Here is a 14751-nt window from a genome sequence, read left to right on the forward strand (position 1 = left end):
ACATCAATAGCCAGCAACAACTGCCTGTAGCCATGATCGTCTGTGTATGCCGCCGGGTTTCTGACCGAGAAATAGCACGCCACGCGCATGCGGGGATGAGCTTTGACGAAATCCAGTTTGAATTGGGTGTTGCCACACAATGCGGGCGCTGCGAAGGCTGCGCACGTGATGTCGTCGCCCAGTGCAGTGCAAGCCATCCGATCGCGGCCATCCACAACGAAGCGCAATCCTGCGCGTCGGTGCAGACGGTTCAGCTTGCCACCAATATTCTGGAAAGCAAAGCATGGCCCACCTCTCCGTCCTCTCAGCCGTCTTTGGCAGTCTGATTCTCGTGATGGTATGCACCTGGTGGATCCTGCGTGAATGATGCAATCCTGTCTGCGTGCCCTGCTTCCTGTGCCTGCTATTGCCGGTTGACCAGCGCTTTTCCTTTCTGATCCCAGCCTGCGCTGGTTGCTCTTCTCGTTCTTATGTCCCAGTCTGATCGATTTGCACCTGCCAGCGGCCCGAGCCGCAATATGGCAGTTGCTGGTGCTGTGGTTGTCGTGCACGCTGCCGCCCTGTGGGCCATGCAGCATGGCCTGGCACAGCAAAAGCTGCCAGAGATAGTGATTCCCGCCAGCGTGATTGCCCAGTTTGTGGCACCGCCGGCTGCCGAACCTGCCCCGCCGGCCCCTCCCCCTCCACCCAAGCCTCCGGCGCCAGCGCCCAAGCCCGAGACCAAACCGCAGCCCAAGCCCGAGGTCAAGAAGGCTCCGCTGCCCAAGGCCATCAAGGACCCGACACCGGCACCGGCTGCACCTCAGGGGGCATTGGAGGACAGCGACAGCAAACCGGACAAGACACCGCCGGCACCACCCGCGCCCCCGGCACCTCCGGCTCCGCCTGCGCCTCCGGCACCACCAGCTCCGCCCAAGATCGAGCAGCCATCAAGCAATGCAGCCTATCTGAACAACCCAGCTCCCGCTTATCCTTCGGTCAGCAAGCGCATGGGTGAACAAGGCAAGGTGCTGCTGCGCGTCTATATCAACGAGCAGGGCCAGCCCGAGAAAATCGAAATCAAGCAGTCCAGCGGGTTTGACCGCCTGGATGACGCCGCCGTCAACACCGTGCGCCAGTGGAAGTTTGTCCCCGGCAAGCGCAACGGCGTGGCCGAACCCATGTGGCACATCGTGCCCATCAACTTTGTTCTCAAATAAATCTGCAGTTCTCAGGAGTACCCATGGAATCCCAATTCGGCATTGCCCACGTCTGGACACAGGGCGACTTCGTGACCAAAGGCGTGGCCATCATCTTGCTGGTCATGTCGGTGGCCTCTTGGCTGGTCATTATTCTCAAGGCGCTGGATATTGTGAAATTCAAGAAGTTCGCCACCCAGGCGCAGGACTTCTGGCACAGCCCCGATCTGGCCACCGGCCTGGAAAAGCTGGGTGACGACAAGCAGAACCCCTTCCGCTTCATGGTGCTCGAAGGCCGTGAAGCCTCCGCCCACCACCGCAAGACCAGCGTCCACCTGCATGACACGCTGGACATCAGCGACTGGGTGACCCGCTGCCTGCGCAACGGCATCAACGAATTCACGGCCCGCCTGCAATCCGGCCTGGCCATTCTGGCCTCCGTGGGCTCGACCGCCCCCTTCATCGGCCTGTTCGGCACCGTCTGGGGCATCTACCACGCTCTGGTGGCCATCGGCATGTCCGGCCAGTCATCCATCGACAAGGTGGCCGGCCCCATCGGCGAAGCGCTGATCATGACCGCTCTGGGCCTGGCCGTCGCCATCCCCGCCGTGCTGGGCTATAACGCTCTGGTACGTGGCAACAAGGGCATTTTGAACGCCCTCAACAGCTTCGCCCACGACGTGCACGCCTACTTCGTGACCGGTGCCCGCGTTTCCGTGGACGGCCAGGTCTCTGGCAATGTGCTGCCCCTGAAGAAAGGCGCCTAAGCCATGTCATTCGGAACCATGGACGATGGGGACAGCGATGATGTGATGAACGAGATCAATATGACGCCTCTGGTGGACGTCATGCTGGTTCTGCTCATCATCTTCATCATCACCGTGCCCGTGATGAAACACTCGGTCAACGTGGACCTGCCTCGCGCCACCAACCAGCCCGAGGACACCAAGCCTGCCACCGTGCAACTGGGCATCACGGCCGACGGTAAATATTCCTGGAACGGCCAGGAAATCAGTGATGAGCAACTGGAGACCAATCTTCAGACCGAGGCCGTCAAGGAGCCGCAGCCCGACCTGCATATCCGCGGCGACAAGGAAGTGCGCTACGAGCGCGTGGCCCAGGCCATGGCCGCCGCCCAGCGCGCTGGCGTCAAGAAAATAGGCTTTGTGACCGACCCATCCAAATAAGCCCGTGCTTGCAAAAAACGGCCCTCAGGGGCCGTTTTTTATTGTGGAACCTGCATCAAAACAGCACTCAAGCCGCCCGGCACAGGCACAAACTGCTGATGGACCGCAGGCAAAAGTCCTCAGATGCGGCTGGACAGATTCCACATGAAAAATAAATGGCAGTTTTTTGCGAATGAGATTAAGTATCACTTGCTTTTCAATTGAGAATTGTTATCATTACACCAGTTTTTGATCTTAAGGAATCACGGCATGTCTGCACCGCTTGTTGCGACCTCACAGCCCAACAACCGTAGCACCCCCTCCATGGCTGCTGCAACCCCCTCAGCCGCTTCCGGCTCCAGCCTGGGCCTGGACAGTGCCCTGCTGCTCAACGGCCAGAAGGCAGTCACCATCCTGCACAACGGCACTCCTTATCGCCTGCAGGCCACCAAGCTGGGCAAGCTCATTCTGACCAAATAAACCGTTTCATCGTGGGGCGACACCGCAAGTGTCGATTCGCCAGCCATAGTCGTTGTAGAGCACCTGCCCTCTCTTGTGCTCACACTTCACATAGCCACGCGTTTTTTCCTCATTCGCAACCCGCCAAAACAAAACCCCTGCGCGCATCAAGCGGCAGGGGTTTTGTTTTGGACTCTGCCGCTGCAGCGGCAGAAATCAAGCCATTACAGGCCCAGGGCTGCGATGCCGGCCTTGGCAACCTGTGCGTCTTCGTTGGCCTTCACACCCGAGACACCCACAGCGCCCAGCACCTGACCGTCCTTGACGATGGCCACGCCGCCTTCGAGCAGACCGTCCACAAACGGAGCGCTCAGGAAAGCGGTACGGCCATTGTTGATCATGTCTTCAAAAGCCTTGGTGTCCTTGCGGCCCACGGCTGCAGAGCGTGCCTTGGCGGGGGCGATATGCGAAGAGATGGGAGCAGCACCATCCATACGCTGCAACAGCAGCAGATGGCCGCCGTCGTCCACGATGGAGATCGTCACGGGCCAGTTGTTCTTCAGTGCTTCAGCTTCGGCAGCCGCAGCGATGGCTTTCACATCGGCCAGTTCGAGTTCGTGCTTGGTCTTCATAAGATAAAAAGCTCCGTTGGATTGTCAATGCAGCAAGCATATTCTGTACTTTGCAGGCAAAAGTAGATGCGATGTGAAAAACATTCCATCCTAAAACTGCCGCATTGCAACGGGGTATTGCAAAGGCTTCTCAAGACCCCCACCTAGAATGACAATGTTTCAACCCACAATTCCTGAAGGAGGAATGGCTACATGAACGAACAAGTCACCACACTGGGCTCTGCGGGCTACGGTGTCTCGCAGCAAGAGCGCAACCGTGTCTTGCGCAATACCTACTGGCTGCTGGCACTCAGCCTGATCCCCACCGTGCTGGGCGCTTGGCTGGGCGTAGCCACTGGCATGACTCGCGCGCTGACTGGCGGCGTGGGCCTGATCGTGTTCATGGTCGGCGCCTTCGGCTTCATGTTCGCGATCGAAAAGACCAAGCACAGCGCCGCTGGCGTGCCCGTGCTGCTGGCCTTCACCTTCTTCATGGGCCTGATGCTATCGCGCCTGATCGGCATGATTCTGGGCTTCTCCAACGGCACCCAGCTGATCATGACGGCCTTTGCCGGTACCGCTGGCGTGTTCTTCGTGATGGCCATGCTGGCCACCGTGATCAAGCGCGACCTGTCGGGCATGGGCAAGTTCCTGTTCGTGGGCGCTCTGGTGCTGATGGTAGGCGCCATCATCAACGTCTTCGTGGGCTCCACGGCTGGCATGATGGCCATCTCCATGCTGGCCATCGGCATCTTCTCCGCCTACATGCTGTATGACCTCAAGCAGATCATCGACGGCGGCGAGACTAACTACATCAGCGCCACCCTGGCCCTGTATCTGGACCTGTTCAACGTGTTCCAGAGCCTGCTGGCCCTGCTGGGTATCATGGGCGGCGACCGCGACTAAACCTCGCCACCATCCAAGCAGAAAGGAGTGCCTTGCGCACTCCTTTTTGTTTCCGGTAACCTTGACGTCAAGCGCGGTCATCGCATTGATGGATATTTCAGTCATGGCCTAAATTTCCGACTGCCGCTGCCGATAAGCAGACAAGATGAAGCCAAACCACCTTCCCCGCGCACTTGCCATTGCCCTGCTGCCTCTGGTACTGGCAGGCTGCAAGATTGAAGACATTCCGGGCCTGGGTCCAGACCCACGCACCGTGGCGCGCGAGTCCGAAGCCAAGGCCATTGGTGGTGCCTGTAGGCATGCCATGCGCGGGCTGGAGGATTGCTACGTCCTCAACCCCAAGGCGCCCAAGGCGCTTGTGTTTGCGGGCTGGAAGGACATGGATGAATACATGCGCTCCAACAAGATCGAAGGCGTGCCTTCCGTACTAGGTCAGAGCTCAGCCGAAAAGCGCAGCACTGCGGAGCCAGAAAACAGCCCCAGTCGCAACCGCAGCTGAAATCGCTTGTGCCAGGCCCGGATCATGAGTTCCGGGCCAGTGCCAGCCAACGCCCGCACAGGCCGTAGCAACACTGCTACGGCCTTTTTCATGCTCGACATCTCTCACGCCAAGCTTTTCGGATGTCATATTTCTTTTACGGACTTTGAATACAAACAATTCTCATTTATATTCATTGACTATTGATTCCATTCTTAGCCGCACATACGCGCATCCCAGCGACAAGTTCTGTTGTGCTCTCAACCATGGGGACAAGACTGCCGTGCCAGATGATGACTTCAACCAAATACGCCTTGAGCATGAGGCCCTCATGCTGACCTATACGGAAGTGCAGACCCGCTGCACGGCACAGATGCAGTCGCTGGCACGGGAAGTCGAAGCACTCCAGCAGCAGCTCGTACAGCTCAGGGCCAAGGTCATTGTCCGCGACAGCGCTCTTGCCTGGGAGCGTGAGCAGCGCCACGCCCTGGCCCAGGCGATGGCACTGGATCTGCTGCGGGAAACACCTCAACCCACAGCTGAACAGACAGTGTCCGGCATCGACTGGCCTTTGGTTGAGGATACCGACACCCAGGCCTTGTCCGAGCAGCAGCTACTGGAAGACAGTCTGCACGCCGCCGACCTGGTGATTTGCCAGACAGGTTGCATCAGCGATGGAGCCTACTGGCGCGTGAAGGATCACTGCAAGCGCACCGGCAAGACCTGCTTGCTGGTGGATCAGCCGACCGCCTTGCGGGTGGTTCGCATTCACCCATCGGGAGAGAACGGAAAGGTCGTTGCTGCCCAAGCCTGCATCGAGGGTGCTCCATGAGCCACGGCACAGGAAAAACCTGGGCTGCAGATTTGCTGTCTGCCTGGAAGCAGCACACCCGCATGGCGCTGGCCGCAACGCTGGAGCATCGCCATCTCTCAGCACTTGGACACTACCGACATGCACAACAGCTTGGCTTGCAGTTGCTGGTCGCGGAGTCCGGCGATATTGCCGACGATGACCGTATCGCCGCTTATGTCGTTGCCCACCTGAATCTGGCAGATGCTCTCGTCGAAGCGGACCGGGCAGGAGCTGCATTTGAATGCCTGCATGAGGCACAGCAAGCCCTGATGCCATTTCTGCAGCAGGACTCCACCAGCCGGTCCCTGAGTCTGGCGATATACCGTCATTTACCGCAGCTCCTGGCCGCGCAGGCTGAGCACGCGGCAGCACGGCCCCATACCTCCTCCGGTGCCGGCACCCCAGCACCCGCCCATCTTGTCGTTCACCCCGCCAGCAACAGGCACTCTCGCCTTGCCAGCTTCGAGTTCGTGCATGCATCACTGCACTGACTCCCTTCTCTCACTGCCAAGGCTTTTACTCATGAGCTACACCCTGCCCCCACTGGCCTACGACTACGCGGCGCTGGAGCCCCATATCGATGCGCAAACCATGGAGATTCACTACTCCAGGCATCACCAGACCTATGTCAACAACCTCAACACGGCGCTCGAAGGCAGCGAATACGCGCAATGGCCGCTGGACGATCTGCTCGTCAAGATCGAATCGCTGCCTCAGCCGCTTCGCCAGGCCGTGCGCAACAATGGCGGCGGCCATGCCAATCACAGCTTGTTCTGGCAAGTCATGTCTCCCAAAGGGGGTGGCCTGCCGCAGGGCGCTCTTGCGGCAGCCATTGACAGGGACCTGGGCGGCTTTGAGAACTTCAAGACCGAGTTCACCAAGGCCGCCATCAGCCGTTTCGGCAGCGGCTGGGCCTGGCTCAGCGTGGACCGCAGCGGCAAGCTGCATGTGGAAAGCAGCGCCAATCAGGACAGCCCTCTGATGCAAGGCATTGGCAGCAGCAACACGCCGATTCTGGGCCTGGACGTCTGGGAACATGCCTATTACCTGAAATACCAGAACCGCCGTCCCGAATACATCGCTGCTTTCTACAGCGTGGTGGACTGGGACGAAGTGGCGCGCCGCTTCGCTGCCGCCACCCAGCCTGGCAGGAGCTGAGCCATGGGCCCGGACGGACTGCAGAGCGCATCTTCAAGCCAATCGCCCCTGCCGCTCAGAACCCGGCTCGGGCTGCTGATCTCCGCAGCTGGGGCTCTGGTGCTTGCATCCATGGTCTGGAAGCAGCTGCAGAGCAATCCCGCAGCACTGAATGCACTGCTGGGCGGCAGTGTGGCGGCGCTGGCGACCGCCCTGGGCGCTTTGCCTGTGCTGCTGACCCAACATCCATCGGAGCGCACACAGGACACGCTGTTTGGCTTTGGCGCAGGAGTGATGCTGGCCGCTTGCGCCTTTTCATTGATTCTGCCCGGACTGGAAGCCGCCAGGGCGGCCACCCCGAGCGGGAGCAGCGAATGGCTGGGCGGCGCCATGATCGGCATCGCCATTTTGCTCGGCGGTGCCGCTCTGCTGGCCATGGACCGTCTGCTGCCGCACGAGCACTTCATCAAAGGCCGTGAAGGCAACCATGCCCGCCAGTTGCGACGCACCTGGCTGTTTGTGATTGCCATCACCCTTCACAACCTGCCCGAAGGTCTGGCCATCGGCGTGGGCTATGCCGCCAACGAGGGGCTGCGCGCCAGCTCGCTGACGCTGGGCATTGCCATACAGGACGTGCCCGAGGGTTTTGTCGTCGCAGCCTCTTTGCTGGCTGCCGGCTATACCCGAGGCTTTGCGGTAGTGCTGGGCGCACTGACAGGGTTGATCGAGCCTCTGGGAGCCGTGATCGGCGTCATCGTGGTCAGCAGCTCCACCATGCTGCTGCCCTGGGGCCTGGGCTTTGCAGCCGGGGCGATGCTGTTTGTCATCAGCCACGAGATCATTCCGGAATCTCACCGCAAGGGCCATGAAGCCTGGGCCACCACGGGACTCATGCTGGGCTTTGTGCTGATGATGATTCTGGATACGCCCCTTGGCGGCTGAACTGCGCCGCGCAGGCGCAGTTCAGGTCATGCTCGCTTATGCGCGCTCGAAAACGGCCATGGATTCCACATGCGCCGTATGCGGGAACATGTTCACCACACCTGCTGCCACGCAGCGATAGCCGGCCTGGTGCACCAGCAAGCCTGCATCACGCGCCAGCGTGGCCGGGTTGCAGCTCACATAGACAATGCGCTTGGGGAACTGCCAGCTTTCCTGCCCCTCGGGCAGCGGAGGCAGCAAATCAGGCTGCTCTTCGCTGGCCACACCGGTCTGCTTGGCACCGATGCGGATCTGGTGAATATCGGCCAGTGCCTTGGACAGGGCAAACGCCCCTTCACGCGGGGGATCGACCAGCCACTTGTCGGAGTTGCCGTCGGCAATCAGCATGGCAGGCGTCATCTCGAACAGATTGCGCGCCACGAAGCTGGTGGGAGCCAGCTTGTCGTCTTCGCTGCGAGTGGCATTGTTGCCCGCGTAGTTCTCGTGCGAGCGCTTGACCAGGGTTTCCGAGCCTTCGATGCCCAGCACCTCGCGCGCCATGGTGGCAATGGGCAGCGTAAAGTTGCCAAGACCGCAGAACCAGTCGATGACGCGTTCGTCCTTTTTCGCATCCAGCAGACGCAGCGAGCGCGTGACCAGCACACGGTTGATATGCGGATTGACCTGGGTGAAGTCGGTGGGTTTGAACGGCATGGTGATGCCGAAGTCCGGCAGACCATAGGACAGCTGTGTGCCGCCTTCTTCCATCAGGTGCACGGTATCCGGACCCTTGGGCTGCAGCCACCACTGGACGTTCTGCTCGGCAGCAAAGTCGCGCAGGCGCTGCTTGTCGGCATCCGACAGAGGCTCCAGATGGCGCAGCACCAGGGCGGTGACATGGTCGCCGCAAGCCACTTCGATCTGAGGACAGGTTTCGCGGGCATCCATGCTGGCGATCAGAGCGCGCATGGGCATGAGCATTGCGTCCACATGGGGCGGCAAAATCTTGCAGACCTCCATGTCCGCGATGTAGCGGCTCTTGCGCTCGTGGAAGCCCACCAGCACCTTGCCCTTCTTGGCCACATAGCGCACCGACAGGCGCGAGCGAAAGCGATAGCCCCAGGCCGGGCCTTCGATGGGGCGCAACAGCGTCTCGGGCTTGACCTTGGCCAGATGCCAGAGGTTGTCTTCCAGTACACGCTGCTTGATGGCGACCTGGGCCGCCACATGCAGATGCTGCATCTTGCAGCCACCGCAGGCGCCGGCATGCAGCCCGAAATTAGGGCAGCCGGGCGTCACGCGCTGCGAGGACTCTCGGTGGATTTCAGTCAGCGTGGCCGCTTCCCAGTTGTTCTTCTTGCGATGGGTGTTGGCGCTGACGATTTCACCGGTCAGGGCGCCGTCGATGAAGACCACCTTGCCATCCGGCTTGCGGGCTACGCCCTGGGCATCCATGTCCATGGACAGCACTTCCAGCCAGCCCTCGGGCAGCGCCGGGGCATCAGACGGGACTTCGGGCAGGTTTTCGGGAATTTTGTTGTCGCGGGATTCACTCATGGTGCCCGATTGTCTCAGGCCACCCCATACCCGAGAGCCGACCACGGCAAAAAACTGCATGGGCGCCCATATCACGCGCCCAGCCGATAGGCCCTCTGCAAGGCAAAATCAAGCCCCAATGTGCCGTCGACTCTTGTCTGACAGCTATGCAATCAGAAGCGTTGCTCTTCACGCAGCCGGCGCTCGCGGCTATTGCGCGCCGCAGCAATCTGGGCGCGCTCGGCGATCAGGTTGACCTCGGTGGCACAGTTGTACTCGTCGAGCGAAAAAAACATGCGGGCTCCGGGGGCGAGTTGCGACACCGTCTGATGCAGGGGCAGAGACAGGTCAACCGGCGCCACATTGGAGCGATAGATCAGTTCGTTATTGGGTGCATAGACAAAATAGCAGGCAGCCGATGCGACCTGGGCCCCAGCACAGGCCGACAGAACCAAGGCGGCACGCAGGACGGATGCAGCGGTCATGAACTCTCCCTTCCCTGTCGGGGCTCCATGCCCCTGTAATGCGGCTATTTTACGAGTAGCGACGCAGCGACCAGGTCGATGCGAAATTTCTTCATTGCAAGAAAATTGCTTGCCGCCATGCTCCCTATGCGCACAGCCTGCACAAACACCTTGTGGACCCCGCTCGGGCATTCGCACGAATATAAATTTCTGTATTGACAGAAATTTCAAGCAAGACCACACTTCACCTCATGCAACTGAGTCCTATCGCTGAACGCTTTGTGCACCACTGGGGAGATATGGGCAACGCCTGGGGCGTGAACCGCACTGTGGCGCAAATTCATGCACTGCTGTTCTTTCATGGCCGTCCCCTCAATGCCGACGAAATCTGCGAAACCCTGGGCGCGGCACGCTCCAACGTCAGCAACAGCCTCAAGGAGCTGCTGAACTGGAACCTGATTCGCAGCAGTCGCAAGAGCGGCGACCGGCGCGAGTATTTCGAGACCTCGGCCGATGTCTGGGAGCTGCTGCGCACCATTGTGCGAGAGCGCAAGCAGCGCGAGTTCGACCCCACCAGCGCACTGCTGCGCGAATTGATCGCCCAGCCCGAATTCGAGCAGGAAACGCCCGATGCCCAGGACCGCGTGCACGAGACGCTGCGCCTCATGGATTCGCTGGGTATCTGGACCGACGAAATGCTGCGCCTGTCTCCAGCCACGCTGGACAAGATCCTGCGCCTTGGCGCCAGCGTCCAGCGCTTTGTCCGAGGCAAGGATGGCGGCAACGATTGAAGCCGAACTGAATTCTGTCAAGGCAGAAAATTGCAAAGGAGTAGCGTATGCGAGTTCTGATCTGCGGCGGCACAGGCTTTCTGGGCCGACATATCGTGAATGCGCTGGCCCTGCTGGAGCACGACCCCGTGGTGCGCAGCCGCCACAGCCAGCCGCCTGTGGACTTTGGCGCCTGCACCACGGCCGAGGCATGGCTTGAGCATCTGCAGGGCATCGATGCCGTCATCAATGCCGTCGGCGCTCTGCGCGACAAGCCCGGTCAGGATCTGCAGACCCTGCACTCTCTGGCTCCCATCGCGCTGTTTGATGCCTGTGCCCAGGCCGGCGTGCGCCGCGTGGTGCAGGTCTCGGCCCTGGGCGCGGGTCAGGGCGGCACTCAGTACGCAAGCACCAAGCGCGCGGCCGACGAGCATCTGCTGGCGCTGGGCAGACAAGGCGGGCTCCATCCCGTTGTCGTGCGACCCAGCATCATCTTTGGTGCGGGCGGAGCCAGCAGCCAGCTGTTCCTGAATCTGGCCAGGCTGCCCGTTCTGCTGCTGCCCGAACTCATGCGCAGCAGCCAGATACAGCCCGTGGCCGTGCGCGACCTCGCCGAAGTGCTCGCGCATATGGCGACATCGGACACCTCCGAAGGTATCGTCGAAATCGGCGGCCCCCAGCCACTTTCGACAGAAGCCTTCATCGCCAGCCTGCGTAACCAGATGGGTTACGGCCCGGCATCGGTGTATGCCCTGCCCGACTGGATGAGCAAGGGCAGTGCCAGAGTCGGCGACCAGATACCAGCCCTGCCCTGGTGCAGTGAAACCATGGCCTTGCTGGAAAACGACAACGTCACCGATCCTCAGACCCTGGCCTCGCTGCTGGGGCGCCCCCCCGTGGCTCCGGATGCCATGCTGGCCACCTTGCCCAAGGAAGGCCGCCGCCATGCCTGAGTTGCAAAACGGCAGCAGACCCAACCCGCAGAAGCAAGCTGCCCAATTCATGCACGCCAGTCTGGTCGTCGTCTGGCTGGGCACGGCTCTGGTCAGCGCACTGGACTATCTCGGACTCTCGGGCCTCAACCACGAAGGAGCCCGCTTGCTGGACCAGGGCGGCATTGGCGATACACGCTGGCAGGCACTGCTCATCTGGTCCGGCCTGCTGGCCGATTTGGCTCTGGGTCTGGCCTTGCTGCTGCGTCCAGGCCGCGCCATCTACCTGAGCGCCCTGCTGCTGATGACGGCCATGACCGTGATCGGCACGGCTCTTCAGCCCACGCTGTGGCTGCACCCCCTGGGGCCGCTGCTCAAGAACCTGCCCATCGCCGCCATGCTGTGGTTCTTGCTGCAAACAGATCACTCGTACAACAGGCTTGAATCATGAATACCTATCTGTTGCTCAAGACACTGCACATCCTCTCCAGCGTGCTGCTGGTCGGCACCGGCCTCGGCTCGGCCTTCTACATGTTCTTTGCCAACCGCAGCGGCTCGGTCGCTGCCCAGGCAGTGGTCAGCCGCCTTGTGGTGCGGGCCGACTGGTGGTTCACTACTCCCTGCGTCTTCATTCAGCCGGTCACGGGCATTGCCATGGCCTATCTCGCAGGCTGGCCGCTCACCACTCCCTGGCTCGCGCTTTCGCTCGGCCTGTATGCGCTGGCCGGCATCTGCTGGCTGCCCGTGGTCTGGCTGCAGATCCGCATGGCGGCGATGGCGACCCAGGCGCATAGCCAGAGCCAGGCCCTGCCGCCGCTTTTCCGGCAGTATCAGTTGCGCTGGGAAGCTCTGGGCTACCCCGCTTTTGTGGCCATGGCCGGCACCTATTATTTGATGGTGAACAAGCCACAGCTCTGGGGTTGAGGCGTCTGCCATGATCGGCTCGCCCACATCTCGCTCATCAGGAAGGACGGCAGCCCGCTCATTGCAGCGATAGCGGCCATGCCGTCTCAACCTTTTGCGACTCGTCAGCTATCGAAACACACCAATCGCTTCCACAAGATTCTTCACCTGCCATTGCATGCTGCTGGAAGCCTGCGCCCCCTGGGTCACCAGCTGCGCGTTCTGCTGCGTCAGATAGTCCATGTCCGCCACCGACTTCCCGACCTGGCTGATCTCCTCGCTTTGTTCTCGCGTGGCCTTGCTGATCTCGGCAATGAAGTCCGCCACGCTGCGGGCCTGGGAGACGATATCCCCAATGTTGCGCCCCGCATCGCTGACCACCAGAGAGCCGGCCTCGATGGTGGCCGTGCTGGCCTGAATCAGCGCCTTGATCTCCTTGGCCGCATCGGCGCTGCGCTGCGCCAGGGCCCTCACCTCGCCGGCAACGACGGCAAACCCCCTGCCATGCTCGCCCGCGCGGGCAGCCTCCACGGCCGCATTCAGCGCCAGCAAATTGGTCTGAAAGGCAATGCTGTCAATCACGCCGACGATGTCGGCAATGCGGCGGGAGTTGGCCGTGATCGACTCCATGGTGGAGACGATCTGATCCATGGACTGGCCCCCGCGCAAGGCCGCCGCGCTGGCTTCGCTGGCCAGCACACCGGCTTTTTGCGCCGTATCGGCGCTGGATTGAACTCTGGCCGTGATCTGCTCCATGGAGGCCGAGGTCTGGGCCACATTCACCGCCAGTTGCTCCGTCTGCCCGTGCAGATAGCTGTTGCCCTGCTCGATCTCGTTACAGGCCTGCTGAACATTGAGCGCCTGCTGGTTCACGTCGTCCACCAGCCAGCGGAACATGAGACCGATCTGGTTGACCGTGCGCAGCGTGGTGCCGATTTCATCCGAGCGCTGCAAGTATTCCGTCTGCCGGTTGTTGCCGGTTGCCACGTTCAGCGACTGACGCTTGAGCAGCTCCAGCGGCGTGGCGAACTGACTCTCGAGCAACAGCGTCATCACCAGCAGGGCCACCGTCATGAAGGCCGCCATCGACAAAAACTGCATCTGGCTTTGACCCAGCAGCCAGGCCCCAAACACCAGGGCGGCCCACAAGGCCAGCGAGTTCAGGCGAATGCGCCGGCGCACCCCCATGTGCCGCCAGATCGACAGCAGCTTCCCCAGCCCCTTCTTGGAGACTATGCCTTTGTGCAGCTCAGGCGCGGAACCGCCCTTGTCGTGCATGGACTCATACAGCTTTTGCGCCGCCTCGACCTCTTTGCGCTCAGGCTGGGTACGCACCGACATATAGCCCTTGGCCTTGTCATTGCGGATGATGGGAATGGCATTGGCCCGAACCCAGTAGTGGTCCCCGTTCTTGCGCCGGTTCTTGACCAGTGCGCTCCAGGGCTCGCCGCTTTTGAGGGTGGCCCACATGTCGGCAAAAGCGGCCGGTGGCATGTCCGGGTGGCGCACCAGATTGTGCGTCTGGCCGAGGATCTCTTGCGGCTCGAAGCCGCTGACCTCCATGAACGCCTGATTGGCATATTTGATGTAGCTCTCCGTGTCCGTGGTGGACATCAGAGTCGCGTGCTCATCAAAGCTGTACTCCCGCTGTGTCACTGGTGCATTGACTCTCATAGATGCCGCTTTTTGGTCATTAATCGAGAAAAACTGCACAGCTTGTGCCGCAGCCTTCACTGCGGCAACCACCTCTGTGTGTATCAATTATTTACATGTTTTTTGCGGCCCATCTATTCCTGAAAAAGCAGTTGTTGCTAGCCTGCGTCAACGCAGATACAGAGTCCTGAACCCCTCATGCAAACGCGCTTTTCTCCTACAAAGGCAGCCGCGCATCATCCTTGATCTCCTCCATCACCGCATAGGTTCTGGTCTCGCGCACGCCCGGAAGCTGCCACAGCACCCGGCCCGCGAAGTCACGGTAGGCCGCCATATCGGCCATGCGGGTCTTGAGCAGATAGTCAAAACCGCCCGCCACCATATGGCACTCCATGATGGCCGGGTAAGCCAGCACGGCGGCCTTGAACTCGTCAAACACATGGGGCGTGGTGCGGTCCAGCAGCACCTCGACAAACACCGTCATGCCCACGCCCAGCTTCTGCGGATTCAGCCGCGCTTCGTAGCCCAGGATGTAACCATCGCGTGTAAGCCGGGCCACGCGGGCCTGCACGGCTGTGGGCGACAGCGCCACCTGCTCTGCCAGGCGCAGATTGGAGATGCGCCCATCGGTTTGCAGAATTGCCAGTATTTTTCGATCAATCCTGTCGATATCCACTTCTGAAGCATCAATCATTGGTGAATTCCTCTTTTTAATTCACTCAATATAGTGATTCATTTTTCGACAAACCAGCAATGATTTTCCCTATGTAGACAGCCGCGTCCG

20 protein-coding genes are annotated in these 14751 nt (G+C 60.6%); 15 read left to right on the top strand and 5 right to left on the bottom strand.

What is annotated here, in order from left to right:
- The first annotated feature begins 32 nt into the window (after window positions 1-32).
- The 5 genes from MPZ60_RS16235 to hemP all read left to right on the top strand — a co-directional run bounded on the left by MPZ60_RS16235 (window position 33) and on the right by hemP (window position 2824).
- On the top strand, window positions 33-326 hold the full coding sequence (locus MPZ60_RS16235; RefSeq protein WP_034358951.1) for a bacterioferritin-associated ferredoxin: 294 nt from the start codon (window positions 33-35) through the stop codon (window positions 324-326).
- Between the two features lie 144 nt (window positions 327-470).
- Complete coding sequence (locus tag MPZ60_RS16240) at window positions 471-1199, top strand: energy transducer TonB (RefSeq protein WP_034358917.1); 729 nt, start codon at window positions 471-473, stop codon at window positions 1197-1199.
- 23 nt (window positions 1200-1222) lie between these two features.
- Window positions 1223-1945 (top strand): MotA/TolQ/ExbB proton channel family protein, encoded by a 723-nt coding sequence (locus MPZ60_RS16245; RefSeq protein WP_003069935.1) that lies wholly within the window; start codon window positions 1223-1225, stop codon window positions 1943-1945.
- A 3-nt stretch (window positions 1946-1948) separates the two neighbouring features.
- A complete protein-coding gene (locus tag MPZ60_RS16250; protein WP_034358920.1) occupies window positions 1949-2365 on the top strand; it encodes a biopolymer transporter ExbD in 417 nt (138 codons plus the stop codon).
- A 249-nt stretch (window positions 2366-2614) separates the two neighbouring features.
- A complete protein-coding gene (gene hemP / locus MPZ60_RS16255; protein ID WP_003069932.1) occupies window positions 2615-2824 on the top strand; it encodes a hemin uptake protein HemP in 210 nt (69 codons plus the stop codon).
- A 203-nt stretch (window positions 2825-3027) separates the two neighbouring features.
- Here the strand turns inward: hemP and MPZ60_RS16260 are convergent, their stop codons facing one another.
- A complete protein-coding gene (locus MPZ60_RS16260) occupies window positions 3028-3435 on the bottom strand; it encodes a heme-binding protein (protein WP_003053536.1) in 408 nt (135 codons plus the stop codon).
- 192 nt (window positions 3436-3627) lie between these two features.
- Here MPZ60_RS16260 and MPZ60_RS16265 point away from each other — a divergent pair, with 192 nt between their 5' ends.
- The 6 genes from MPZ60_RS16265 to MPZ60_RS16290 all read left to right on the top strand — a co-directional run bounded on the left by MPZ60_RS16265 (window position 3628) and on the right by MPZ60_RS16290 (window position 7730).
- The gene (locus tag MPZ60_RS16265) at window positions 3628-4320 is read left to right on the top strand and encodes a Bax inhibitor-1/YccA family protein (RefSeq protein WP_003053535.1); all 693 of its coding nucleotides are present in this window, start codon (window positions 3628-3630) and stop codon (window positions 4318-4320) included.
- A gap of 145 nt (window positions 4321-4465) precedes the next feature.
- A complete protein-coding gene (locus tag MPZ60_RS16270) occupies window positions 4466-4819 on the top strand; it encodes a hypothetical protein (RefSeq protein WP_034358922.1) in 354 nt (117 codons plus the stop codon).
- 310 nt (window positions 4820-5129) lie between these two features.
- Window positions 5130-5630, top strand: coding sequence for a DUF2325 domain-containing protein (locus MPZ60_RS16275; protein ID WP_034358930.1), 501 nt, complete (start codon window positions 5130-5132; stop codon window positions 5628-5630).
- Window positions 5627-6142: a hypothetical protein gene (locus MPZ60_RS16280; RefSeq protein WP_034358932.1), complete on the top strand. Its 516-nt coding sequence runs from the start codon at window positions 5627-5629 to the stop codon at window positions 6140-6142. The genes MPZ60_RS16275 and MPZ60_RS16280 overlap by 4 nt, the downstream gene beginning before the upstream one ends.
- A 31-nt stretch (window positions 6143-6173) precedes the next feature.
- Window positions 6174-6809 (top strand): superoxide dismutase, encoded by a 636-nt coding sequence (locus MPZ60_RS16285; protein ID WP_034358934.1) that lies wholly within the window; start codon window positions 6174-6176, stop codon window positions 6807-6809.
- A 3-nt stretch (window positions 6810-6812) separates the two neighbouring features.
- Entirely contained in the window at window positions 6813-7730 is a 918-nt protein-coding gene (locus tag MPZ60_RS16290; RefSeq protein WP_034358935.1) for a ZIP family metal transporter, read from the top strand.
- A 36-nt stretch (window positions 7731-7766) separates the two neighbouring features.
- Here MPZ60_RS16290 and rlmD read toward each other — a convergent pair whose 3' ends face one another.
- Together rlmD and MPZ60_RS16300 are read right to left on the bottom strand one after the other, a co-directional pair.
- Window positions 7767-9266, bottom strand: a complete 1500-nt coding sequence (rlmD, locus tag MPZ60_RS16295) for a 23S rRNA (uracil(1939)-C(5))-methyltransferase RlmD (RefSeq protein WP_034358953.1) — start codon at window positions 9264-9266, stop codon at window positions 7767-7769.
- A 152-nt stretch (window positions 9267-9418) separates the two neighbouring features.
- Complete coding sequence (locus MPZ60_RS16300; protein ID WP_012838997.1) at window positions 9419-9730, bottom strand: hypothetical protein; 312 nt, start codon at window positions 9728-9730, stop codon at window positions 9419-9421.
- A 230-nt stretch (window positions 9731-9960) separates the two neighbouring features.
- On the opposite strand from MPZ60_RS16300, the gene MPZ60_RS16305 reads away from it, so the two are divergent.
- The 4 genes from MPZ60_RS16305 to MPZ60_RS16320 are packed head-to-tail and all read left to right on the top strand — an operon-like array spanning window position 9961 to window position 12335.
- On the top strand, window positions 9961-10500 hold the full coding sequence (locus tag MPZ60_RS16305) for a GbsR/MarR family transcriptional regulator (protein WP_012838998.1): 540 nt from the start codon (window positions 9961-9963) through the stop codon (window positions 10498-10500).
- A 47-nt stretch (window positions 10501-10547) separates the two neighbouring features.
- Entirely contained in the window at window positions 10548-11432 is an 885-nt protein-coding gene (locus MPZ60_RS16310; protein WP_034358936.1) for an NAD-dependent epimerase/dehydratase family protein, read from the top strand.
- Window positions 11425-11862 carry a DoxX-like family protein gene (locus tag MPZ60_RS16315; RefSeq protein ID WP_034358937.1) on the top strand — a complete coding sequence of 146 codons (438 nt, stop codon included), beginning with the start codon at window positions 11425-11427 and terminating at the stop codon, window positions 11860-11862. The genes MPZ60_RS16310 and MPZ60_RS16315 overlap by 8 nt, the downstream gene beginning before the upstream one ends.
- On the top strand, window positions 11859-12335 hold the full coding sequence (locus tag MPZ60_RS16320) for a DUF2269 domain-containing protein (protein WP_034358941.1): 477 nt from the start codon (window positions 11859-11861) through the stop codon (window positions 12333-12335). The genes MPZ60_RS16315 and MPZ60_RS16320 overlap by 4 nt, the downstream gene beginning before the upstream one ends.
- Before the next feature lie 108 nt (window positions 12336-12443).
- On the opposite strand, the gene MPZ60_RS16325 is transcribed toward MPZ60_RS16320, so the two are convergent.
- Together MPZ60_RS16325 and MPZ60_RS16330 are read right to left on the bottom strand one after the other, a co-directional pair.
- Window positions 12444-13988: a PAS domain-containing methyl-accepting chemotaxis protein gene (locus MPZ60_RS16325; protein WP_242882044.1), complete on the bottom strand. Its 1545-nt coding sequence runs from the start codon at window positions 13986-13988 to the stop codon at window positions 12444-12446.
- Between the two features lie 196 nt (window positions 13989-14184).
- The gene (locus MPZ60_RS16330; RefSeq protein WP_034356242.1) at window positions 14185-14661 is read right to left on the bottom strand and encodes an Lrp/AsnC ligand binding domain-containing protein; all 477 of its coding nucleotides are present in this window, start codon (window positions 14659-14661) and stop codon (window positions 14185-14187) included.
- Window positions 14662-14751 lie beyond the last annotated feature (90 nt).

The sequence above is a fragment of the Comamonas sp. 7D-2 genome, from assembly GCF_022749555.1.
GTDB classification, from domain to species: domain Bacteria; phylum Pseudomonadota; class Gammaproteobacteria; order Burkholderiales; family Burkholderiaceae_C; genus Comamonas; species Comamonas thiooxydans.